Below are 23,349 nucleotides of genomic sequence, written 5' to 3'. Positions count from 1 at the left end.
TCTATCCGGCCTTCTTGCCGTGCCTGACCAGATCCTGGGCAATGGCGAGATGCAGCACTTCGGCCAGTTCAAGCGCGGCGCGATTCTCGGCGTCGAGCTGCGCCCGGTACGAAGCGTATTCCTGGCGTGGGCGGTCGAAGGACGATGAGATCGAACGCCTGCCCGAGGAGATCGTCGCGCCGGTCTTGGCGTCGGTCAATGTGTAGGCGGCCGTCAGGGTAACGGAACCCGCCGTCGGTTCGTCCTCATCCGTCGCCACCTGCACGATCGCCGCCGATTCGACGGCCTCGGTGACGCCGAGATCGAGCGAATAGGCAGGCGAAGCCGGCTCGCCCTTGCCACCGCCAAGCCCGAAGACCAGATTGTTGCGGACCTGCTGTGCATAGCGGGTCTTGACCGGCTTGATACCGATCGAGGCAAGCTCGGCGGTGGGGCTGACTTGCGAACCGGGGCTCAGCGGCGCGCTCGAATAGAGCGGGCGCACCGTGCAAGCGGAAACCAGCGCCATGCAGGCGATCAGGCCGAAAAGCGCCATGCGGCGCAGAGAACGGGTCACTTCCGTCTTCTCCGGATCAGGCAACGACATTGACGATCCTCTGCGGGACGATGATCACCTTGCGTGGTGCCTTGCCTTCGAGCGCTTTCTGCACGAAGTCGAGAGCGAGCACCGCTTTTTCGACCGCACCTTGGTCTGCGTCGCGGGCAATTGTCAAATCCCCGCGCTTCTTGCCGTTGACCTGCACCGGCAGCACGATCTCGCTGTCGACAATCAGCGACGGATCGTAGACCGGCCACGGACGTTCGGCGACCAGATCGGTGCCGCCCAGCGTGTGCCAGCATTCCTCGGCCAGATGCGGCATGACCGGCGCGATCAGGTGCACGAGAATGTCCACCGCCTCGCGGCAGGCGGCTTTCAGCGCCGCATCGGCCTTGCCTTCCGCCACCTCGTTCAGCGGCGTGTTCAGCGCGTTGGCCAGTTCATAGACGCGGGCGATGGCGCGGTTGAAGGCGAGTTTCTCGATATCCTCGCCGACAGCCTTCAACATCTTGTGCGCGGCCTTGGAAACCACCCCGGCCTCGCCGTCCCTGGCCGCGGCCGGCTGGATTCCGGCGAGTGATTCGGCCGCGGTCGACACCAGGCGCCAGATGCGCTGCATGAAGCGATGCGCGCCCGCGGCGCCGTCATCGGTCCATTCCACATCGCGCTCGGGCGGCGAATCCGACAGCATGAACCAGCGCGCCGTGTCGGCGCCGTAGCCGTCGGTGATCTCTTCCGGGCTCACCGTGTTCTTCTTCGATTTCGACATCTTCTCGAGCGGACCGATCGCCACCTCGTCGCCGGTGGCGATCTCGACGGCGCGGCGCTTGCCCTCCACGTCCTCGAGCCGCACCTCGCTCGGCGCCAGCCAGCGGCCATTCGATGCGCCGCCGACCCGGTAGGTCTCGTGCACGACCATGCCTTGCGTGAACAGGCCCTTGAACGGCTCCGCCAGATCGACATGGCCGGTCTCGCGCATGGCGCGGGTGAAGAAGCGCGAATAGAGCAGATGCAGGATCGCGTGTTCGATGCCGCCAATATACTGGTCGACCGGCAGCCATTCGTTGGCGGCCTTGGGATCGGTCGGCTCATGCGCCCAGGGGGCGGTGAAGCGGGCGAAATACCAGGACGAATCGACGAATGTGTCCATCGTGTCGGTTTCACGCCGCGCATCCTTGCCGCAGCGCGGGCACTTCACATGCCGCCACGTCGGATGGCGGTCGAGCGGATTGCCCGGCCGGTCGAACTCGACGTCCTCCGGCAATTTGACCGGCAGGTCGGCCTTGGGCACCGGCACCACGCCGCAATCCTCGCAATGGATCATCGGGATCGGGCAGCCCCAGTAGCGCTGGCGCGAAATGCCCCAGTCGCGCAGGCGGAAATTCACCTTGCGCTCGGCCATCGGGCGGTTGCCGATCGTCTTCCGCTCCAGGAGCTTGGCCACTTCGTCGAAGGCCTGGCTTGGCTTCATGCCGTCGAGGAAGCGCGAATTGATCATCGCGCCGTCATCGACGAAGGCCTCGTCGATGACCTGGAACGTCGACGCGTCCCCGCCTTCCGGCATTACCACCGGCACAACCGGCAGGCCGTATTTGTTGGCGAAATCGAGGTCGCGCTGGTCATGCGCCGGGCAGCCGAAGATGGCGCCGGTACCGTACTCCATCAGCACGAAATTGGCGACGTAGACGGGCAGCGTCCAGCTGTCGTCGAACGGATGCACGACGCGGATGCCGGTATCGAACCCCTTCTTCTCGGCGGTTTCCAGCGCCGCCACCGACGTGCCCATGTGGCGGACCTCGTCGATGAACTTCGCCAGGGCCGGATTGTTCTCGGCCGCCTTCCTGGCCAGCGGATGGTCGGCGGCGATCGCCATGAACGAGGCGCCGAAAATGGTGTCGGGCCTTGTCGTGTAGACTTCCAGCTCGTGCTCGCCGGCCACGTCCGAGGCCAGCGGCCAGCGGATCAGCAAGCCCTCGGAACGGCCGATCCAGTTCTGCTGCATCAGCTTCACTTTCTCGGGCCATTCGTCGAGACCGTCGAGCGAGTCCAGCAGATCCTGCGCGAAATCGGTGATCTTGAAGAACCACTGCGTCAGCTCGCGCTGTTCGACCAGGGCGCCGGAACGCCAGCCGCGGCCGTCGATGACCTGCTCGTTGGCGAGCACGGTCATGTCCTCCGGGTCCCAGTTGACCTTGGAGGATTTGCGCGTCACCAGCCCCTTCTTGACGAAGTCGAGGAAAAGCATCTGCTGGCGGTGGTAGTACTCGACATCGCAGGTGGCGAATTCACGCGCCCAGTCCAGCGACAGGCCCATGACCTTGAGCTGCTCGCGCATGGCGGCGATGTTGCGGTATGTCCATTCCTTCGGATGGACCTTGTTCTGCATGGCCGCGTTTTCAGCCGGCATGCCAAAGGCGTCCCAACCCATCGGATGCAGCACGTTGAAACCCTTGGCCCGCTTGTAGCGCGCCACCACGTCGCCCATCGTGTAGTTGCGGGTGTGGCCGATGTGGATATTCCCCGACGGATAGGGGAACATCTCCAGCACGTAGTATTTCGGGCGCGGATCGTTGTTGTCCGCTTCGAACAGCTTCCTGGCGTCCCAGGCCTTCTGCCATTTGGGCTCGGATGTGCGCGGATTGTATCGTTCGGTTGCCATGGGATGTTTTTCACTTAAAAGCATGCGCGGACTGCGGGCGACAAGCTCGGCAGTTCAGGGAATGTGGTTGGGGTGTTCACCATGGTTTGGCAAACCCGTCAACCATATGGGTATCGCGTCGGTTAAAAACGCGGGTCAAAACAGCAGGATTTGCATATGGGCGACGCCGTTCAGCAGTTTTTCGCGGTCAAGGCGAGGATCGCCGCCGCCGAGCAGGAGGCCGGCCGCGAAACCGGTGCCGTGACGCTGGTCGCGGTGTCAAAGACCTTCGACGCCCCGGACATCCAGCCGGTGATCGAGGCCGGCCAGCGCGTCTTCGGCGAGAACCGCGTGCAGGAAGCGCAGGGCAAATGGCCGGCGCTGAAGCAAGCATTCCCGGATATCGAGCTGCATCTCATCGGACCGCTGCAGTCGAACAAGGCCAAGGAAGCGGTGGCACTGTTCGATGTCATCGAGACCGTCGACCGCGAGAAGATCGCAGCCGAACTCGCCAGGGAGATGGCAAGGCAAGATCGCGCACCAAGGCTCTATGTCCAGGTCAACACCGGTTCCGAGCCGCAGAAAGCCGGCATCGAGCCGCGAGAAGCCGTGTCGTTCGTCGCCCGCTGCCGCGATGTCCATGGCCTCGCGATCGAAGGCTTGATGTGCATCCCGCCGGCCGACGAAAACCCCGGCCCGCATTTCGCCCTGCTGGAAAAGCTCGGCACGGAGGCCGGTGTCGCCAGATTGTCGATGGGCATGTCCGGCGACTATGAGACGGCCATCGCGTTCGGCGCCACCAGCGTCAGGGTCGGTTCGGCGATTTTTGGCAGCCGGTAGGGTCGACTGATCTGTCCCGGACGCGATCGAGTGCGGCAATCCTTGTTGTCCAACCGTGCCAATGCTGTATCTAGCCAAGCTAGCTAGGAGCATTTTAATGAACTGGCACCTTCAGGATGCGAAGAATAATTTTTCTAAAGTGGTCCGGCGCGCCCGTAGTGAGGGTCCGCAGACGGTGACCCTGCGCGGCGAGCGTGCGGCAGTGGTGCTCTCTGCCGAAGCCTACGATCGCTTGGCTGGAAAGAAGAAAAGTCTGGCCCAGTACCTCTTGACTGGCCCCGTCTGGGACGATGATTTCGCCGAGGAGATCAACCGTCGCTCGGATACAATGATCAGGAATGTCGATCTCTGATGTATCTGCTCGACACGAACATCGTTTCGGATGTGCTGAGGCGGCTACCAAAGCCGACAGCATGGCTGGCTTCCATCGATCCGGAGTCCCTCAATCTCAGCGTCATCACGGTTGGCCAGATCGAACGTTCAATCGTCAAGCTGAACAAGGTCGATGCACAGAAGGCTACGCGTCTTGATCTTTGGCTGCGAGAACTTCGCCGTGACAATGCCGATCGTATCCTTGCAGTTACGGAAGATGTGGCCCTTGCGTAGGGGCGTATCTCAGCCGGGCGGACGCGCGGCGGCGCGGATACGCTCATTGCAGCCACCGCGCTTGTCCATGATCTCATTCTTGTGACGCGCAACGTCACCGACTTCGATGATACAGGCTTGACGGTATTCAACCCCCGGGACGTTTAACCTACCCGCTCCCGCCGCCCCGAGAAATCTCTCATACGGCTGCTCGAGCATCTTTGGGCCAAACGCGACACGTTCGTCACCTCAAGACTAGAAACGAAACGTACCGTTCCTATCTGCCTTACGTCATCACATTCTCCGGGAGCCTCCACCCATGCGTTACAATCAGCTTGGAAATACGGGGATGTTCGTCTCCGAACTGTGCCTTGGCACCATGACCTTCGGCGCCGCCGGCGAAAATGCCCAATGGGGGCTGATCGCCAGCCTCGACCAGAAGGGTGTGAACGAGATCGTGGCCCGCTCCATTGCCTCTGGCGTCAACTTCTTCGACACGGCCGATGTCTACTCCTTCGGTGAGTCCGAGCGCCTGCTTGGCCAGTCGCTCCGGGATCTCGGCGTTGCCAGGTCGAGCGTGGTCATCGCCACCAAGGTCCACGGCGCGATGGGCGAAGGCCCGAACCAGCGCGGCTCTTCGCGCGGCCACATCATGGATTCGGTCGACGCCAGCCTCGAACGCTTGCAGCTCGACCATATCGATCTCTACCAGCTGCACGGCACCGACACGGTGACGCCGATCGACGAGACGTTGCGGGCGCTGGACGACCTCGTTGCCAGCGGCAAGGTTCGCTATGTCGGTGTCTCGAACTGGGCGGCGTGGCGCATCGCCAAGGCGCTGGGCATTGCCGATCGCAAGGGCCTTGCCCGCTTCGAGACGGTCCAGTCCTACTACTCGATCGCCGGCCGCGACCTCGAGCGCGAGATCGTGCCGCTCATCAACGAGGAGAAGCTCGGCCTGATGGTCTGGTCGCCGATGGCCGGCGGCTTGCTGTCCGGCAAATACGGACCCGGCGCGCCAGGCAATGGCGAAGGCCGCCGCGCCTCGTTCAACTTCCCACCGGTCAATCAGGATCGTGCCTGGGCCGCCGTCGCCGTCATGCGCGAGATCGCCAGGAAGCATGACGTCAGCGTCGCCACGGTGGCGCTCGGCTATGTGCTGTCAAAACCCTTCGTCATGAGCGTGATCATCGGCGCCAGCCGCATGGAGCAGTTGGAACAGAACCTTGCTGCCACGCAACTGAAGCTCGACACCGACGATCTCGTGCGTCTCGACGAGGTCAGCGCCTTGCCGTCCGAATATCCCGGCTGGATGCTCGAACGTCAGGCGGCGGGCCGGCGCCCCGCTCCGTTCGCACCGAAAGCGTAGCATCCGCCAAACCCGGTTCTCGGGAGTCCTATGCGCCCCCGACAACTTGCCTCTCAGGTCAACCGCACCGTCTCGACCAGAAAATCGAGGAAGGCACGCACGCGCGCCGGCAAATGCCGGCCTTGCCCTACATAGACGGCGTGGGTGGCCTCTCCATCGCCGGGATTGAAGTCCTCCAGCAACGGGACCAGCCGGCCGGCTGCGATATCGTCAGCGACATGCCAGCGTGCCAATCGGGAGATGCCGACCCCGGCCACGGTCATCAGCCGCATCGACTCGCCGTCGCTGACCAGCGTGTTGCCCGTTATGGGAACCGTGACGCTGCCGCCCTCATCCAGAAACGGCCAGCCGTCGACATGCCGGACAAAGCCGAAGCCCATGCGATTGTGCCTGTCGAGATCGGCAGGAGTCAGGGGCGTGCCATGCGCCTTCAGATAGGAAGGTGACGCAACGACCACGACGGCACTTTGCCCGAGCTTGCGCGCCACCAGCCGCGATTCACCAAGTGGTCCCGCCCGGATGGCGACATCCGCACGCTCCGCCATCAGGTCGATGACACTGTCGGTCAGAACCAGATCGACCGAAATCTCCGGATAGCGTTCGAGGAAACCGGGCAGAAGCGGGATCAGCCGGTGCACCCCGAAGGGTACATAGGTGTTGACGCGCAAGCGCCCGCGCGGCGCTGCTCCCGCCGCCGCCTCCCGCTCGGCCGCCGCCATGTCGGCCAGTATGCGAACGCCATTGTCGTGGAACGCGGTCCCCTCGGGCGTCAGCAGCAGCTTGCGCGTCGAGCGGCTGACCAGCCGCGCGCCAAGCCGGGCTTCCAGCCGGGCAATCAGCTTGCTCACCGCTGACGGCGTCATGCGCAACTTGCGCGCCGCCGCCGAAAAGCTACCCGCTTCCACGACACTGACGAAGACTTCGATCTCGCCGGAACGGTTGACGTCGGATCTGGCCATTTGTGAATCTATTTCACAGAAAATGTGCCCAAGGCAAGTCTGGTTCACAGTTTTCGGCAACACGATCTTCCGGGTCGGGGCGCGGGACGGCGCTCCTCGCCATCGAAGTGGAAATCGCCATGCCTCTTGCTCTCTACGCCCTCGCCGCCGGCGCCTTTGGTATCGGCGTCACCGAATTCGTCATCATGGGTTTGCTGCTCGATGTCAGCAAGGACCTCGGCGTCTCGATCTCGGCCGCCGGCCAGCTCATTTCCGGCTATGCGCTCGGCGTCGTCATCGGCGCGCCGCTGCTGACCATCGCCACCGGCAACTGGCCTCGAAAGACCGTGCTTCTGGCGCTGATGGCGATCTTCACGCTTGGCAATCTCGCCTGTGCGTTGGCCCCCGATTATTGGACGCTGATGGGCGCCCGGGTCGTCACCGCATTTGCCCACGGCACCTTCTTCGGCGTCGGCTCGGTCGTCGCCACCGGGCTGGTCGCGCCCAACAAGAAGGCGTCGGCGATCGCGCTGATGTTCACCGGCCTGACCATCGCCAACATCCTGGGCGTTCCCTTCGGCACCTGGCTCGGCCAGGCCTTCGGCTGGCGGGCAACATTCTGGGCAGTGACCGTGGTCGGTATGGCGGCCTTCGCCGTCATCCTCGCCCTCGTGCCACGCAGCCAGACGGTCCCCGAAAAGAGCGACCTGCGCGCCGATCTCGCCGTGCTGCGCCGCACGCCGGTCCTGCTCGGCCTCGCAACCACCGTGCTCGGCTACGCCGGGGTCTTCGCCGTCTTCACCTATATCGCGCCATTGCTGACCGAGATCAGCGGCTTCAAGGAAGCGGCCGTATCGCCGATCCTGCTCGTCTTCGGCGGCGGCCTCATCGCCGGCAATCTGCTTGGCGGCAAGGTCGCCGATCGCTGGCTGGTGCCGGCCGTACTGGGCAGCCTCGTGGTGCTGGCACTGGTGCTCGCAACCATGAGCTTCGCCATCCACAACCAGATCATGGCAGTGGTCTATGTCGGCCTGTTGGGGGCCGCGGCCTTCGCCACCGTGGCGCCACTGCAGATGTGGGTGCTGGAGAAGGCTCAAGGCGCCGGCCAAAGCCTCGCCTCGTCCTTCAACATCGCCGCCTTCAATCTCGGCAATGCGGTGGGTGCCTGGCTGGGGGGCGCGGTCATCGCGCATGGCCTCGGCCTGGGTTCGCTGACCTGGGTCGCCGCCCTGCTGCCGGTCGCGGCACTCGCCGTGGCGGGACTGGCGCTGCGGCTCGATCGTACCGCCACGCTCGGCGTGCCTGCCTCCGTCCAGTCGTGACATCAGCCGACAAACGGATTGTTTCGACATCCCTTTCAGCATCATCAGGAGTAGCAAAATGGATTATCGACGTCTCGGCGCATCGGGCCTGAAAGTGCCCGCGCTCTCCTTCGGCGCGGGAACCTTTGGCGGCTCCGGCCCGCTGTTCGGGGCCTGGGGCAACAGCGACGCCAGGGAAGCGCGGCGGCTGATCGACATCTGCCTCGAGGCGGGCGTCAACCTGTTCGACACCGCCGACGTCTATTCGAATGGCGCGTCGGAACAGGTGCTCGGCGAAGCCATCAAGGGCCGTCGCGACGCGGTTCTGATCTCCACGAAAACATCTTTGCCGATGGGCGATGGCCCCGCCGACTATGGTTCTTCGCGCTCGCGCCTGATCAAGTCCGTGGACCATGCACTGAAGCGCCTTGGCACTGATTACATCGACCTGTTGCAACTGCACGCCTTCGACGCCGGCACGCCGATGGAGGAAGTGCTGTCGACGCTCGACGAACTCGTCCGCTCCGGCAAGCTGCGCTATGTCGGCGTCTCCAACTTCTCCGGCTGGCAAGTGATGAAGTCGCTGGCGGAGGCCGAGAAGCATGGTTATCCGCGCTACGCGGCGCATCAGGTCTACTATTCGCTGGTCGGTCGCGACTATGAGTGGGAACTGATGCCGGTCGGCCTCGACCAGGGCGTTGGCGCGCTGGTGTGGAGCCCGCTGGGCTGGGGCCGCCTGACCGGCAAGATCCGTCGCGGCCAGCCGCTACCGGAAAAGAGCCGGCTGCACGACACCGCTGATTTCGGGCCGCCGGTCGAGGACGAGCATCTCTACCGGGTCATGGACGCCCTCGACACGGTGGCCGAGGAAACCGGCAAGAGCGTGCCGCAGATCGCCATCAACTGGCTGTTGCAGCGCCCGACCGTGTCGTCGGTGATCATCGGCGCCCGCAACGAGGAGCAACTGCGCCAGAACCTCGGCGCCATCGGCTGGACGCTGACGCCGGAGCAGATCAAGAAGCTCGACGCAGCAAGCGAAATCACAGCGCCTTACCCGTATTTCCCCTATCGCCGCCAGGAAGGCTTTGCCCGGCTGAACCCTCCAGCGGTTTGATGAGTTGGCGCGGCCTGATCTCCCCCCTCGAGGGGGAGATGGCCGCAAAGCGGCCAGAGGGGGTAGGTTCGACCGGACGCGACTTCCTGCGGCAGATGGAGGCTAGCGCTCCACGTGCAACGACCCCCTCTGTCGCCTTCGGCGACATCTCCCCCTCGAGGGGGGAGATTAGGCACGCCGCTCAGTGCAGCACGAACTCGCCGTCGACCTTGCGCCATTCATTCGGCGCGATCAGCTTCTGGTGCGTGTAGACGACCGAATGCAAGGGTCCGTCGAGCTTGGTCTTCCAGAACTCGATGAACTTGACCAGCACCGGAAATTTCGGAGCGAGATCGTAATCCTGCCAGACGAAGCTCTGCAGCAGATGCGGATGGTCGGGATAGTGATAAAGAATCTTGGCCGTGGTCAAGCCATAGCCCTTGAGCATCAGGTCCATTTCGGCATGGTCGCGCATTGCGGTCCCCAGGTTGATTCTCCGTTCCTCCCAACGCCAGAGTGTGCGCGGCGTTGCTTAACTGTCTATTGATTTTTCCTGATCCAAAACAGGTTTTCCGCGCAAAAACATGCAGTTAGCAGCCAAGCCGGTCGAGTGCTGACAGCGGCATGACAAACGCGTGCGGCATCCCGCCGCGCAAACCCAATGTCTAATATTGCCGTCAACGCGGAACTGTTAATAATGCGCGCGAATTCGCGGCCGCGTCGCCGCGAAGCCGCTGGCCGCCAAGCCAGCGGTTTGGTTTCGGGAGGAAGGCGAAGACATGTCCGAGGCAAAGATCCATCGCGTCCAGCCGGCGTGGAAGAAGAACGCGCTGATCGACAACGACACCTACCTGAAATGGTACGCCGACAGCATCAAGAGCCCGGACAAGTTCTGGGGCAAGCATGGCAAGCGCATCGACTGGTTCAAGCCCTTTACCAAGGTCAAGAACACGTCCTTCGACGGCAAGGTCTCGATCAAATGGTTCGAGGATGGGCTGACCAACGTCTCGTACAACTGCATCGACCGCCACCTGAAGAAGCGCGGCGACCAGACCGCCATCATCTGGGAAGGCGACAATCCCTACGACGACAAGAAGATCACCTACAACGAACTTTACGAGCATGTCTGCCGGCTCGCCAATGTGATGAAGAAGCACGGCGTCAAGAAGGGCGACCGCGTTACCATCTACATGCCGATGATCCCGGAAGCCGCCTATGCGATGCTGGCCTGCACGCGCATCGGCGCCATCCATTCGATCGTCTTCGGCGGCTTCTCGCCGGACGCCTTGGCCGGCCGCATCGTCGACTGCGAATCGACCTTCGTCATCACCGCCGACGAAGGCCTGCGCGGCGGCAAGCCGATCCCGCTCAAGGAGAACACCGACAAGGCGATCGACATCGCCGCAAAACACCATGTGCTGGTGAAGAACGTCATCGTCGTGCGCCGCACCGGTGGCAAGATCGGCTGGGCGCCTGGCCGCGACGTCTGGTACCACGAGGAAACAGCGACGGTTAAGCCCGAGTGCAAGCCCGAGAAGATGAAGGCCGAGGACCCGCTGTTCATCCTCTACACCTCGGGCTCGACCGGCAAGCCGAAGGGCGTGCTGCACACCACCGCCGGCTATCTCGTCTACGCCTCGATGACGCACCAATATGTCTTCGACTACCATGACGGCGACATCTACTGGTGCACCGCCGATGTCGGTTGGGTCACCGGCCACAGCTACATCGTCTATGGGCCGCTCGCCAACGGCGCCACCACGCTGATGTTCGAAGGCGTGCCGAACTATCCGTCGCAGTCGCGCTTCTGGGAAGTCATCGACAAGCACAAGGTCAACATCTTCTACACCGCGCCGACGGCGCTGCGCGCGCTGATGGGCGCGGGCGACGAGCCCGTGAAGAAGACATCGCGCAAAACGCTGCGCGTGCTGGGCTCGGTCGGCGAGCCGATCAATCCGGAAGCCTGGGAGTGGTATTTCAACGTCGTCGGCAACGGCAAGGTGCCGATCGTCGACACATGGTGGCAGACCGAGACCGGCGGCATCCTGATCACGCCGCTGCCGGGCGCCACCGATCTCAAGGCAGGCTCGGCGACGCGGCCGTTCTTCGGTGTCAAGCCGCAACTGGTCGACGGCGAAGGCAAGGTGCTGGAAGGCGCCGCCGACGGCAATCTCTGCATAACCGATTCCTGGCCGGGCCAGATGCGCACCGTCTATGGCGACCACGACCGCTTCGTGCAGACCTATTTCTCCACCTACAAGGGCAAGTACTTCACTGGCGATGGCTGCCGCCGCGACGCCGACGGCTACTACTGGATCACCGGTCGCGTCGACGACGTCATCAACGTCTCCGGCCACCGCATGGGTACCGCCGAGGTCGAGTCGGCGCTGGTCAGCCATGACAAGGTTTCCGAGGCAGCCGTCGTCGGCTACCCGCATGACATCAAGGGCCAGGGCATCTACAGCTATGTCACCTTGATGAAGGGCGTCGAGCCGACCGAGGATCTGCGCAAGGACCTCGTCGCCCATGTCCGCAAGGAGATCGGCGCCATTGCCTCGCCCGACAAGATCCAGTTCGCGCCCGGCCTGCCCAAGACACGCTCGGGCAAGATCATGCGGCGCATCCTGCGCAAGATCGCCGAGGATGATTTCGCCGCCCTTGGCGACACCTCGACGCTCGCCGACCCGGCTGTTGTCGACGACCTGATCGCCAACCGGCAGAACAAGAAGGGCTGACGCATATCGTGGCCACACTGGGTATCGTGAGCGAGCTTTGGCGTTATCCGGCGAGTTCGCTCGCCGGGGAACGCCTGGACACAATCTCGGTTGGCCATGAGACCATCGACGGCGACCGGCTGTTCGGCCTCGTCGACGTGTCGGACAATGAGATCGCCCGGCCGGATCGCGCCGAAAAATGGCATAAAGTGCCGCGCATCCGGACGCGGCTGTCGCAAGACCGGCAACTGGAGATCGCGACGCCGGACAGCGGCTGGCTGGTCGCTCCCGGCGCCGCAAGCGACCGCGCCGTATCAGCCTATCTTGGCTTCGAGGCTTCGATTCGGCCGTTTCGTCCTGAAAACACTGCTCCCGGCTATTCGGGCCCCCTGACGGCGGAACGATACCGGAAAGCCCCCATCCATCTTCTGACCACGGCGTCGCTGGCGCGGCTGAAGGCGCTGCATCCCGAGGGTGTGGCCGACACACGCAGGTTCCGGCCCAACATCGTGGTCGACATGGCCGCCATCGAGGGGTCGTTTCCGGAGACCGAATGGATCGGCCGCAAGCTGGCGATCGGCGACCTTTTTCTGACGATCTCCGAACCTTGCCGCCGTTGCGGCTTCACCATCATCGGCCAGGACGGTTTCGACAACGATCCGGCGATCCTGCGCAACCTCGTTCGCCACAACGCCCACAACATGGGTGTCTACTGCACGGTCGACCAGCCCGCGCCCGTGGCCATCGGCGCGGCGATGCGTTTCGTCTAGCCGGCTCATTTTACGGTTCCGGCCGCAAAGGGCCAAGCCGGATGCCTCAAATGGCATTCTGATTGAATCGGCACCATAATCGAGCGAAGTGGCACAAACCGCGCCGGCCTTCCGCGCTAGTGAGATCGCGTCAAACGCAATCACGAAAGGAACCGCCAGATGACGCAAACCTTGCGCGCGCTCGCCTTCGCCGGAACGCTTCTCACCCTTGGGGCCGCGCAGGCAGCGGAATTCTCACTCAAGAGCGCCGACGCCGGCGCTGATGGAAGCCTGGCGGGAACGCTATACTCCAACGCCTTCGGCTGTACCGGCGGCAACCTGTCGCCAGAGATTTCCTGGGAAAACGCTCCAGCTGGCGCGAAGAGCTTCGTCGTCACCATGTATGATCCGGATGCGCCGACCGGCTCGGGCTGGTGGCACTGGGTCGCCGTCAACATACCCGCCTCGGTGTCCGGCCTGCCCCGCGGGTCCGGTTCCGAGAGCGGCAAGATGCCGGCGGGGGCGATGATGACCAACAACGATGCCGGCCAGCCAGCCTATCTTGGGGCCTGCCCACCGGAAGGCCAGACCCATCGCTATGTCATCACGGTCAAGGCCCTGAAGGTCGAAAAACTCGACCTCCCGGCCAATGCCTCGGGGGCAATGGTAGGCCTCATGTCCAACATGAACAGCCTGGGTGAGGCCACCCTCACTCTGAAAGCAGGACGCTGACATGAAACACGACGACGCCGGCCGGATCCGCGTGATCCACACTCGCGCCGGCGTCGGCGCGACGGCGGGCGTGATCCAGCGCGAAGCTCTCCGTTTCAGCCATATCACCATCGAACGGCCCACACTGATCATGGTTCGCCATGGCGTGAAGCTTATCACATCCTCTGACAAGGAATGGGTCATCCACTCCGGCGAGGCCATCGCCATCGCTGGAGGGCATCGCTTTGATGTCGTCAACCGCCCGGACGCCAGGGGCGCCTATGCGGCGAGCTGGCTGGTCTTCGAGCCGTCCATGCTCGCCTCCTTGCCTTCGGTCGCGGCCCCGATGACGCAGTCGGCCTGCGCGCTCGGCCGCATCGAGGCGGACTTCATGGAGGCATTCATCCGGGCCCGGGACGCTATTTGCGAGCCCGGACGCATTCCCGATCCCATTGCCCGGCACAGGATGCGGGAGATTCTCCTTTGGCTCGAAGGGCACGGAGTAAGCCTCATCGCATCGCCGCCACGCACTTTCGCCGAGCGCGTACGCGCTATCCTGATGTCGACGCTCGACGGGACATGGACGGCTGCGATGGTCGCCCGTCACCTTCATATGAGCGAGGCGTCTCTGCGGCGACATCTCGCTGGCGAAGGCACCAGCTTCACCGACCTTCTCGCCGACATGCGCATGTCCCATGCGCTGACGCTCCTGCAATCGACCGATTATCCCGTTGGGCATATTGCCAGGGATGTCGGCTATGACTTCGCGTCCCGCTTCGCCATCCGCTTCCGCAAACGGTTCGGCTTTGCACCCACCGCCATTCGCGGCCACCGGCGCGCCGACAGCGGGGCAGAGGCCCGCGCCGCGACCGTCTAAGGCGGGCGCGGCAGGGGCTTTGGTTGACAAGCTTACAGCGGGTAGACACGCAGGGACCTGACAACCATCGCGTGGCCGACGGGCTTGTCGGGAATTTTGCCGGCAAAGAAGGCCAGGGCGGTCGAAAAGCGGATGTCCGCCGGCTTCTTGATCGCGCCATGGGTCGCGATCGCCGCGACCGGTTCGCCATCGACCTCGAAGACGATGTCGGTCGGCGTCCAAAGGACGCCATAGTCGTGAAACCCCTTCGACAGGTCGCCGCTGAACTTGCTGTCGAACCCGACCCCGGTGCCGGCGCTGGTGACCCAGTTGTGAAGGGTCATGTGCAGATCGTTGGGGAAGTGGACCTCGGCGATGTCGATCTCGAAAGCGTCGTCGCTCACAAGCCAGAAGGCATTGTTGAGTCCATCGATGTCGGCCACCTTGATACTGGCCTCGAAAAATCCGTACGACTGCTTCGATTTGCTGGTCGCGAAGCCGGTCGACCATTTGGCATGGCATTTCACGGCGTCGAGCGTCCTGAGCTCGAGGCCGGTTGGCGTGGCCGCCACGTTGCGCGGCTGACGGCACGACTGCAGGTCCCCACGGTCGTCCGATTGCAGCGACCATTGCGATTGGAGTTCCGCCGGATTTGTGAAGTTCGTATCGATGACCGGCTTTTTCCGTCCCGAGCGATAGCTTGCGATCAACGCACGGTCAGCAGTGGTGACAGGGCGGCGCTCTCCCCAGGATTGATTGGGATTGAACCATGTCGCGGGGCCCATCTGCGGCGTCGCGGCGACGAGCGGCGAGGCTGACCACAGGCCGATCACCAGATAAATCAGCAGGCTAAACAACCGCTTGGTTATCGCACGCATGTTCGATCTCCAAATCGTGACGCCGCCAAATGCCTCTGCCCGATACAAGGCCTGAAAGCCTCCACGGTCGCTGCATCGAGACGCTACGCCTTCGCCGGAAGCGAAAGCCAAGCAGCCGAAAAAGGCTTATTTTAAGCGGACTGCTACCGATAAAGATCCGCCCGTGTCGGCGGCAGACCGCTTGGGCCACGCGCGCGCCTGGTGACGACGGTCTGGAAAATCTGCGCCGAGGCGCGCTCGAAGGTGATCGAACAGCCGGTGAGATAGAGCAGCCAGAGCCGCGCCCTGGCTTCTCCAACCTCGGCGATCGCTTCGTCGAACCTGGCATGGAGACGCTCGGCCCAGAGCCTGCAGGTGCGGGCGTAATGCTCGCGCAGGTTCTCGACGTCGTAGACGAGGAAGCCATGCGCTTCTAAATTGCCGAGCGTCATGCCGATCGTGTCGAGTTCGCCGCCAGGGAAGATGTATTTGATCAGCGCCTTGTATTCCGGGCCCTTGCGCAGGGTCTTCTTCATGTCGCCCTTGCTGCGCCTGGTGATGGCGTGATGCAGATAGATCCCGCCCGGCTTCAGCAGCCGATGGACGGTGGAAAAGTAGGTGGCATGGTTGGCGAGTCCCAGATGCTCGAACATGCCGATCGACGATATCTTGTCGAAAGTGTCGGTGAGTTCGGCGTAGGACCTTATCTCGATGGTGATCTTGTCCTCCAGCCCCTCGGCGCGGATGCGCTCGCGGGCCAGTGCCGTCTGGGCCTCCGACAGCGAGACGCCATGGCCGGTGACGCCGTAATTCTTCGCGGCATGGATCAGCATCGCCCCCCAGCCGCAGCCGATGTCGAGCAGCCGTTCACCCGGTTTCAGCCGCAGCTTGCGGCAGATGTGGTCGAGCTTGTCGGCTTGCGCCTGATCGATGTCGTTGGCGAAGTCCTTGAAGTAGCCGCAGCTGTAGACCATGCGCTGGTCGAGGAAGAGCTGGTAGAAGGCGTTTGAAATATCATAGTGGTGCTGGATTGCCTGCTTGCTCGATCCGCTGACGAACGGGTTTTGTCCGGCAAGGTCGATGGCAGCGGTCATCTGCTTTCTGGAAAACAGGACGGCGGGAAGATCACGAAGGATCGCCAGCTTGGGCAATGCCTTGAGCCTCGACCTCAGCTTGCCCGACGAAGGCAAGGCGTAGAAGTCGAACAGAGTTCCGTCCTCCACGTCCACCGCCCTGGAAATCCACATCTCGATCAGGGTCGAGAGCGAAGGCCGGCGAACGATCTGCCAGACGATGTCCTGGTCGTTAATGGTGAGAACCGGGCCAGTTGCGGGACCGATCCGCTCGCCCGTCCAGAGCCTGACCGCAAAGCCTGGCTTCAGCGTTTCAATGACCGTTCGAACGATCCGGGCGGCCTTGTCGGTGGCGTCCATGCTTCCTCCTCGAGGCTGATGAAACAATGTTGTCCGTTTGGCGCGTGGCCGCAAGCCACCCTGTCCAAAAGGACACACCAAGGGCTTTTTAAGAGTGATCCCTTGCCATTTGCCGGATCAGACCCCATCATCATTGTGTGTTCAACAAATCGAAAGGAGGTGATCCGATGTCGAGTGATTTCGTTTTCCGGAACGTGGCCTCAGCGGATTGCACTTTCGGGAAGCAGTCTTCCCGTTAAGGCGCGAGATGCGCGGCGGGTGACGGTGTCATCGCCAGGGCCGCGCCACGGACGGAAACACGGAAGGCCGCCGGCTTCGCAAGAAGCGGCGGCCTTTTCCGTTTTTGGCAATGCTACTTGCTCAGTGCCAGGCGCTCGATGTTGCGGGCAATCGTCTGGAAGGCCGTATCGAGTTCGGCGCCATTGGCCGCCTGATAGAAATGCTTGATGCTGCCGCTATCCGGACTTGCGCAGTCCTGGAGGGTCGCCTTGGCGTTCTTCTCGTTCAGATCGAAGCCAATGGTGAATATCTCGATGCCCTGGTCTCGCATCGCGGAACAGAGCTTCTTCGCAGCCGTGCGCGGCGGCTCCTTGCCCGCGTCGTTATACACCTGGTTCACCGTGCTGGCATCGAAATAGGACAGGTTGAATTCGCCGTCGGTCATCAGGATCGCAAACTTGCCGACCTTCTTGGGATCCATCTTGGCCGGCCGTTCGGAAGCCTTCATCACGCTGCCCCAGTTTTCCGAAAGCATGTACCAGGCCCACTGCACGCCAACGTGACCGGCAGTGCCGCCCGATGCGACAAAGGTCTTGATGACATTCTTGAGCGCGTTGGCATCGGCGGTCAGCGGAACCAGCGTTGCGTCCGGGCAGGCTTTCGTGCCGGTCTCCCTCGCAAACTGGGGCAGCAGAAAATCGCTGTTGACCATGCTGGATTGGGGGCCGGCATCCGTATATTGATCGACCCCCTTGCGCTCGGTTGCGCAAATGCCGGTGCTTTTCGGCGCCGAGACATATTGCGGGTCGCCGTTGCCCGGCGCCTGTTTGCGCTGGCTGGTATCGGTTTCGAAATAGACGCTGCTGGCGGCCAGCGTGCCGGCATTCACCGAATTGGCGTAGGGTACGATGGCAACGCGCACCCTGGGCCTGGCCGGATCCTGATTGAGCAGAAAACTGTCCACCGCATTGCTCGCCGCCGCCTTCAGATCCTTGATCTTCTGGCCGGCCATCGACCCGGTAACGTCGAGCATCATGGCGACCTCGATCGTCCTGTCCGAATAGACGGCCGTGGTCGAGACAGGCACACGCTGCATGTTGCTGGTGCTGAACAGCGGGAAATAGAACGCGACGTTGACATGGACATCCGCGCGAACCGTGTTCGCGGTCCTGTCGACGATCAGCTGGTCGAGGACGATCTGGTTTGGCCGCAGGATGCCCGCAGAGCTGTTGGCATCGAGAAAGGCCTGCACCGACGCATTCGCATCGGCTTCCTTGATGACGCCGGTCGTCAGGTCGCGCGCCGTCGACGTAACGGCAGCGTCGACGACGCCCTGCAGGCTCGACCTGGTGTTGTACAACTGGGACAGGTTGACCGAGAAGCCAACGGCCAGCGCCAAGACCGAGGCGGTAAGGCCAAACAGGATTGCGAAATTTCCACCGCGATCCCTGGCGAAACCGCCAATCGCGTGAACAAGACCCCCGTAATTCCGCATCCTGCTGCCTCTGCTCGCCTCGGCCTCGTCGCCGGGAAGGTTCGATGCAGGATTCCAGCCGGATCGCGCCGCCAACCGCCCGAAAGCAAGCCGTCTGGCGAGAACTAATTGTTTTTATTTGGTTTCTTCAGGGCAGCAAGGTCAACAATCGGTAAACGCGACCAACAACTCTTGGCGCTGTTTACCGGGCGGTTACCACGATCTGGTGCGCTCCAGGGAGACAGTCTTGAACGCGTCCCGCAGCGGGACAGCCAGACTGTCCCACTGCGGATCAACTTCATCGCCGTTGCGGCTGGCGACTGGACAACTATCCCGCAAAGGGGACCCTGTCTTCGGAAAGGACGATACAAGGATGAGTGTTGCACCCCGATCCCATCGGGATGCAACAGGCGCTAGGCCAGCATGTGCGCGCTGACCGTCTTGTCGACGGCATGATAGGGCGGGTTGAACAGGTTGCCTTCCTGTTCGTAGGTCCAGACCTTGAACAGGCTGAGCCGGTGCGGGCCGAAACTGTGCAGCAGGGGTACGTCGGTGGCGTCGCGCCCGCGCGCGATGACGACACGGCCGATCCTCGGCGTGTTGTGACGGGCGTCGAACGTATACCATTTGCCGTCGAGGAACACCTCCAGCCAGGCCGAGAAGTCCATCGGCGCCGGATCGGCCGGCACGCCGATATCGCCGAGATAGCCATTCACATAGCGGGCCGGAATGTTCATGCAGCGGCAAAGGGTGATCGCCAGATGGGCGAAGTCGCGGCAGACGCCGACCCGTTCCTCATGCGCCTGGGCCGCGGTTCGGGTCGGCCGCGCATAGCCATAGCCGAAGGATAGCCGATTGTGGACATAGTCGACGATCGCCTGGACGCGCGCCCAACCGGCCGGGACATGGCCGAAAAGCTGCCATGCCAGTCCGCTGAGATGGTCGGTCTCGCAATAGCGGCTGCCAAGCAGATAGCCCAGCACTTCGTCCGGCAGTTCCGCGACCGGCACTTCCCGGGCCAGCGTGTTGACCTCGTCCGTCTGGCCGCTGTCCTCGACGACCGCGTCGTAAAGGATACGAAAGCCGCCCGCGGGCGCCGTGAAGCGCCGGCAGGCATTGCCGTGAAGGTCATAATACAGGCGCGTGTGGACGGAAGGCGACGTCAAGACGCGCGTTTGCCGCTTGATATCGGGCTGGCGATCCTTGTGGATCTCCAGCAGGGAAATCACTGGGGTAGCCTCAGTGCATTCAATGGCGATTTCGTAGCCGAGCCTAATCAGCATTGCAGGTCCCCTTCGATCATCATGAAAAACAGCTTTGCTCAACGCCGTGGGACGCATCATGGTTCCCGTGTGCCGGCCAAAAAGGCGATGGCGCGCCTTCCCATGCAAAAGGGCCGACGCTACGGTGCCCGGCGTTCCAGACAATGACCGACAAGGATGCCCATGTTCTCCGGCAGAAAATTCGCCGCCTTCCTGTTCGATATGGACGGCACGCTGCTCAATTCGACCGCCGCCGCGGAGCGGGTGTGGAGCGCATGGGCCGCACGGCACGGCCTCGACGTCGCGGCTTTCCTGCCCACGATGCACGGCAGGAGGGCGATCGAAACCGTTCGCAGGCTCGCTCTACCTGGCGTCGACCCCCAGCGCGAGGCAGACCAGATTACCCGCGATGAAATCGCCGATGTTGCGGGAATCCAGGCCATTGCCGGCGCGGCCGACTTCCTGCGCTCGCTGCCGCCGAAGCGATGGGCCATAGTTACGTCATCACCACTCGTGCTTGCACAGAGACGGATCGAGGCCGCGGGCATCCCCTTTCCGGCCACCCTGGTCACGGCCGAGGAGGTCGCGCATGGCAAGCCGGCTCCCGATTGTTTCCTGTTGGGAGCCAAACGTCTCGGCGCCGATCCCCGCGACTGCCTTGTTTTCGAGGATGCGACGCCCGGCATCCAGTCGGGCGAAGCCGCCGGAGCCGAGGTGGTGGTGGTCACCACGACACATCAGCACCCGATGCAAACGCCGCACGCCACCATCCTCGACTATCGCGGCCTGAGCGTGGTGACGGACGCGCAGGGCCGCATCGGCATGGAGCGGTCGCAAGCCGCGACAGCCTCCTAGATCCCGAGCTTCACGCGCTGGATCTGGCCGGAAGTCGCTCGAGCGTCCTAGAAATCGCTGGTCAGACCTTTGATTTCCCAATCGCCATAGCGGCCGGGTTCCTTGCCGCCGCGACCGCCGATCTCACGGGGCAAGGCGGCTTCCTTTTGGCGATAGTCCTGTCGCCGCGCCTCGGCTTCCGCCAATGCGCGGCGGGCGGCGGCCGTCAGCTCTTTCGGCGGCGCGTCATCCGTGCCGGCGGGCGTTTTACTGGTTTCGTCGTTCATGCGATATTTCCAGCGGATTGAAACAGGGAAAGGCCTTTCCCATCATATAGCGATGACCCCACGAGGATCGACCCCCTTTCATCACCATCCGCGCAGGAGCAGACGATGAACACAATTCGCACCGCCATGCTTCTTGCCGCCATGACCGCGCTGTTCATGGGCGTCGGCTTCCTGATCGGCGGAACAAGCGGCATGATGATCGCGCTGGTCGTAGCCGCCGGCACCAATCTGTTCAGTTACTGGAACGCCGACAAGATGGTGCTTTCGATGAACCACGCCATCGAGGTCGACGAGAAGAACGCACCCGAATACCACGCGATCGTGAAGGGCCTTGCGCAGCGCGCCGGCCTGCCGATGCCAAGGACCTATCTGATCGATAACCCGCAGCCCAATGCATTCGCCACGGGCCGCAATCCGCAGAACGCCGCTGTCGCCGCCTCCACCGGCCTTTTGCAGGCGCTGACCCATGAAGAGGTCGCGGCTGTCATGGCGCATGAACTCGCCCATGTGCAGCATCGTGACACGCTGACCATGACCATCGTCGCGACCTTTGCCGGCGCGATCTCGATGCTCGGCAATTTCGCGTTCTTTTTCGGCGGCAACCGCGACAACAACAACCCGTTCGGCTTCGTCGGGGTGCTGGTGGCGATGATCGTGGCGCCCTTCGCGGCGATGGTCGTGCAGATGGCGGTCAGCCGCACCCGCGAATACGAGGCCGACCGGCGCGGCGCCGAAATCTGTGGACACCCGCTGTGGCTGGCATCGGCACTTGACAAGATCGCCCGCGGCGCCGAACGCATCCGCAACCCCGATGCGGAGCGCAACCCGGCGACCGCTCACCTCTTCATCATCAATCCCCTTTCCGGCGAGCGCATGGACAATCTGTTTTCGACCCACCCCAGCACCGAAAACCGCATCGCCGCCTTGCAGGCGATGGCGCGGGAGATGGGAGGCTCAGGCGCCGCGTCCGAAACGGCCGGAGCGCCGGGACGGGCATCGGCGCCTCGCCAGGCGGAAGAGCGGCAGCCATCCGGCCCCTGGGACAGGGCGGCAAGGCCGCAGGCGCCGGCCGAGCCGGCCAGGCCGAAACCCAATCCGTGGGGACGCAACCCGACCGGACCCAAGGGTCCGTGGTCGTGAGCCAGGCAAGGCCCCGCCCGGCAATTTCAGGCAATCGTGAAGACAGTACGGGTAGCGATGTTGCAGGCCTCGCCGCCCGCAAGGCGGCAGCACGGCTGCTTGCCGCCGTCATCGACGCCAGGACGCCGCTGGACGGGCTGACCGACCATGAGAACGGCCACCCGCAATACAAGGCGCTCGACCTGCGCGATCGTGGCCTGGTGCGCGCTATCCTGGTCACCGCCCTGCGCTATCGCATGACCATCACCGGGCTGCTGGCCCGAAGGTTGGAAAAGCCGCTGCCGCCCAACGCCACCGCCCTTTCTCACATCCTGCATGTCGCGGCCGCGCAGATCCTGTTCCTCGACATTCCCGACAGCGCCGCCGTCGACCTGGCCGTGACCCACGCCAAGTCCGATCCGCGCACACAACGCTTTTCGGGCCTCGTCAACGGGGTGTTGCGCACGCTGGCGCGCGCCAAGGAGACCGAACTGCCTGCCGCGCTCGCCACCACGGACGAGGCGCCAAAATGGTTCTCCGACCGGTTGAAGGCCGCCTATGGCGCGGCCAGGGCCAAGGATATCCTTGCCGCCCATCGCCACGAGGCGCCGGTCGATTTTTCGGTAAAGGCCGATCCTGCTGTCTGGGCCGAACGGCTCGGCGGCATCGTCCTGCCGACCGGCACCGTTCGAGTCGAAAAACTCGGCGCCTCCGTTCCAGAGCTGCCCGGCTTTGCTGACGGAGCCTGGTGGGTTCAGGATGCGGCCGCCAGTTTTCCCGCGAGGTTGTTCGGGGATGTCAGCGGGCTTCGCGTCGCCGATCTCTGCGCGGCGCCCGGCGGCAAGACCGCCCAGCTGATTCTTGCCGGCGCCAGCGTCACCGCCGTCGACACGTCGAAGAACCGGCTGGCGCGTCTGTCGCAGAATCTCGAGCGCCTCGGCCTGTCGGCGCAAACCGTGCAGGCCGACCTTCTCAAATACGAGCCGAAGGAGCTGTTCGACGCGGTGCTTCTCGATGCGCCATGTTCCTCGACCGGCACGGTGCGGCGGCATCCCGACGTGCCATGGACGAAGACCGCAGCCGATGTCGAAAAACTGGCCGACCTGCAGCGCAGGCTGCTCGCCCGCGCCGTCACGCTGGTCAGGCCTGGCGGCAGGATCGTGTTTTCCAATTGTTCGCTCGACCCATCGGAAGGCGAAGATTTGCATCGCGCCTTTCTCGCCGAGACCCCCGGCGTCATCGACGATCCGATTCGTCCGGGAGAGATTCCCGCCATCGATGCTTTCCTGACGGCGCAGGGCACATTGCGCACCACGCCCGCCGACCTGGACCTGGGGTCGCCGGAACGCTCCGGACTGGATGGCTTCTTCGCCGCCCGCATGCGCAGGGTCTCCTAGCGACAGCGCCTGTGGATTTTGCGGACTTTTTTGGGGTGGATTTGGTTCAAACCAAGTGAACCGGCATAGCTCCATGGAATTCGCCTTCGCATAAGTTCTTGAATCATATAAACTTGCGCTGGGGCAGTGGACGAC

Annotated in this window: 21 protein-coding genes and 1 pseudogene; 13 read left to right on the top strand and 9 right to left on the bottom strand. The window is 63.3% G+C overall.

The genetic code is table 11. The features are described 5' to 3' along the window. Nucleotide 1: 1 nt before the first annotated feature. Nucleotides 2-586, bottom strand: a complete 585-nt coding sequence (locus ACO07C_RS19190; protein ID WP_421915737.1) for a hypothetical protein — start codon at nt 584-586, stop codon at nt 2-4. Beyond that, nucleotides 573-3,197 (bottom strand): leucine--tRNA ligase, encoded by a 2,625-nt coding sequence (gene leuS / locus ACO07C_RS19185; RefSeq protein ID WP_421915736.1) that lies wholly within the window; start codon nt 3,195-3,197, stop codon nt 573-575. Before leuS ends, ACO07C_RS19190 begins: the two co-directional genes overlap by 14 nt. Nucleotides 3,198-3,353: 156 nt before the next feature. On the opposite strand from leuS, the gene ACO07C_RS19180 reads away from it, so the two are divergent. The 4 genes and pseudogenes from ACO07C_RS19180 (at nt 3,354) to ACO07C_RS19165 (ending at nt 5,970) form a co-directional block, all read left to right on the top strand. Continuing rightward, nucleotides 3,354-4,016: a YggS family pyridoxal phosphate-dependent enzyme gene (locus tag ACO07C_RS19180; RefSeq protein WP_421915735.1), complete on the top strand. Its 663-nt coding sequence runs from the start codon at nt 3,354-3,356 to the stop codon at nt 4,014-4,016. 97 nt (nt 4,017-4,113) lie between these two features. After that, the gene (locus ACO07C_RS19175; RefSeq protein ID WP_421915734.1) at nt 4,114-4,368 is read left to right on the top strand and encodes a type II toxin-antitoxin system Phd/YefM family antitoxin; all 255 of its coding nucleotides are present in this window, start codon (nt 4,114-4,116) and stop codon (nt 4,366-4,368) included. Further along, a pseudogene (locus ACO07C_RS19170) lies at nt 4,368-4,769 on the top strand (type II toxin-antitoxin system VapC family toxin). Before ACO07C_RS19175 ends, ACO07C_RS19170 begins: the two are co-directional and overlap by 1 nt. Nucleotides 4,770-4,920: 151 nt before the next feature. After that, complete coding sequence (locus tag ACO07C_RS19165) at nt 4,921-5,970, top strand: aldo/keto reductase (RefSeq protein WP_421915733.1); 1,050 nt, start codon at nt 4,921-4,923, stop codon at nt 5,968-5,970. Between the two features lie 53 nt (nt 5,971-6,023). Here ACO07C_RS19165 and ACO07C_RS19160 read toward each other — a convergent pair whose 3' ends face one another. After that, nucleotides 6,024-6,929: a LysR substrate-binding domain-containing protein gene (locus tag ACO07C_RS19160; RefSeq protein ID WP_421915732.1), complete on the bottom strand. Its 906-nt coding sequence runs from the start codon at nt 6,927-6,929 to the stop codon at nt 6,024-6,026. A gap of 119 nt (nt 6,930-7,048) precedes the next feature. Between ACO07C_RS19160 and ACO07C_RS19155 the strand changes: the two genes are divergently transcribed. Both ACO07C_RS19155 and ACO07C_RS19150 read left to right on the top strand, forming a co-directional pair. Further along, complete coding sequence (locus tag ACO07C_RS19155; RefSeq protein ID WP_421915731.1) at nt 7,049-8,230, top strand: MFS transporter; 1,182 nt, start codon at nt 7,049-7,051, stop codon at nt 8,228-8,230. Between the two features lie 58 nt (nt 8,231-8,288). Beyond that, entirely contained in the window at nt 8,289-9,323 is a 1,035-nt protein-coding gene (locus ACO07C_RS19150) for an aldo/keto reductase (protein WP_421915730.1), read from the top strand. A 181-nt stretch (nt 9,324-9,504) separates the two neighbouring features. Here ACO07C_RS19150 and ACO07C_RS19145 read toward each other — a convergent pair whose 3' ends face one another. Continuing rightward, entirely contained in the window at nt 9,505-9,777 is a 273-nt protein-coding gene (locus ACO07C_RS19145; RefSeq protein WP_421915729.1) for an usg protein, read from the bottom strand. A gap of 304 nt (nt 9,778-10,081) precedes the next feature. Between ACO07C_RS19145 and acs the strand changes: the two genes are divergently transcribed. The 4 genes from acs to ACO07C_RS19125 all read left to right on the top strand — a co-directional run bounded on the left by acs (nt 10,082) and on the right by ACO07C_RS19125 (nt 14,353). Then, entirely contained in the window at nt 10,082-12,037 is a 1,956-nt protein-coding gene (gene acs, locus ACO07C_RS19140) for an acetate--CoA ligase (RefSeq protein WP_421915728.1), read from the top strand. 8 nt (nt 12,038-12,045) lie between these two features. Further along, on the top strand, nt 12,046-12,786 hold the full coding sequence (locus ACO07C_RS19135) for an MOSC domain-containing protein (protein WP_421915727.1): 741 nt from the start codon (nt 12,046-12,048) through the stop codon (nt 12,784-12,786). A 159-nt stretch (nt 12,787-12,945) separates the two neighbouring features. After that, nucleotides 12,946-13,497, top strand: a complete 552-nt coding sequence (locus ACO07C_RS19130) for a YbhB/YbcL family Raf kinase inhibitor-like protein (protein WP_421915726.1) — start codon at nt 12,946-12,948, stop codon at nt 13,495-13,497. 1 nt (nt 13,498) lies between these two features. After that, entirely contained in the window at nt 13,499-14,353 is an 855-nt protein-coding gene (locus ACO07C_RS19125) for a helix-turn-helix transcriptional regulator (protein WP_421915725.1), read from the top strand. Nucleotides 14,354-14,385: 32 nt separating this feature from the next. Here the strand turns inward: ACO07C_RS19125 and ACO07C_RS19120 are convergent, their stop codons facing one another. The 4 genes from ACO07C_RS19120 to ACO07C_RS19105 all read right to left on the bottom strand — a co-directional run bounded on the left by ACO07C_RS19120 (nt 14,386) and on the right by ACO07C_RS19105 (nt 19,598). Further along, nucleotides 14,386-15,210: a glycoside hydrolase family 16 protein gene (locus ACO07C_RS19120; protein ID WP_421915724.1), complete on the bottom strand. Its 825-nt coding sequence runs from the start codon at nt 15,208-15,210 to the stop codon at nt 14,386-14,388. Between the two features lie 143 nt (nt 15,211-15,353). Further along, nucleotides 15,354-16,622: a class I SAM-dependent methyltransferase gene (locus tag ACO07C_RS19115; RefSeq protein WP_421915723.1), complete on the bottom strand. Its 1,269-nt coding sequence runs from the start codon at nt 16,620-16,622 to the stop codon at nt 15,354-15,356. Nucleotides 16,623-16,974: 352 nt separating this feature from the next. After that, nucleotides 16,975-18,336 carry a pilus assembly protein TadG-related protein gene (locus ACO07C_RS19110; RefSeq protein WP_421915722.1) on the bottom strand — a complete coding sequence of 454 codons (1,362 nt, stop codon included), beginning with the start codon at nt 18,334-18,336 and terminating at the stop codon, nt 16,975-16,977. A gap of 392 nt (nt 18,337-18,728) precedes the next feature. After that, nucleotides 18,729-19,598 (bottom strand): transglutaminase-like domain-containing protein, encoded by an 870-nt coding sequence (locus tag ACO07C_RS19105; RefSeq protein ID WP_421915721.1) that lies wholly within the window; start codon nt 19,596-19,598, stop codon nt 18,729-18,731. Nucleotides 19,599-19,760: 162 nt separating this feature from the next. Between ACO07C_RS19105 and ACO07C_RS19100 the strand changes: the two genes are divergently transcribed. Next, a complete protein-coding gene (locus tag ACO07C_RS19100) occupies nt 19,761-20,432 on the top strand; it encodes an HAD-IA family hydrolase (protein ID WP_421915720.1) in 672 nt (223 codons plus the stop codon). 47 nt (nt 20,433-20,479) lie between these two features. Here the strand turns inward: ACO07C_RS19100 and ACO07C_RS19095 are convergent, their stop codons facing one another. After that, nucleotides 20,480-20,698: a DUF1674 domain-containing protein gene (locus ACO07C_RS19095; RefSeq protein WP_421915719.1), complete on the bottom strand. Its 219-nt coding sequence runs from the start codon at nt 20,696-20,698 to the stop codon at nt 20,480-20,482. A gap of 105 nt (nt 20,699-20,803) precedes the next feature. On the opposite strand from ACO07C_RS19095, the gene htpX reads away from it, so the two are divergent. Next, complete coding sequence (htpX, locus tag ACO07C_RS19090) at nt 20,804-21,838, top strand: zinc metalloprotease HtpX (RefSeq protein WP_421915718.1); 1,035 nt, start codon at nt 20,804-20,806, stop codon at nt 21,836-21,838. Further along, the gene (locus ACO07C_RS19085; RefSeq protein ID WP_421915717.1) at nt 21,829-23,214 is read left to right on the top strand and encodes an RsmB/NOP family class I SAM-dependent RNA methyltransferase; all 1,386 of its coding nucleotides are present in this window, start codon (nt 21,829-21,831) and stop codon (nt 23,212-23,214) included. Before htpX ends, ACO07C_RS19085 begins: the two co-directional genes overlap by 10 nt. Nucleotides 23,215-23,349: the final 135 nt, after the last annotated feature.

Source organism: Mesorhizobium sp. (assembly GCF_965229135.1).
GTDB lineage: Bacteria > Pseudomonadota > Alphaproteobacteria > Rhizobiales > Rhizobiaceae > Mesorhizobium.
Note: the sequence above shows the minus strand (reverse complement) of the source record. Positions and strands in the feature narration are given on the sequence as shown.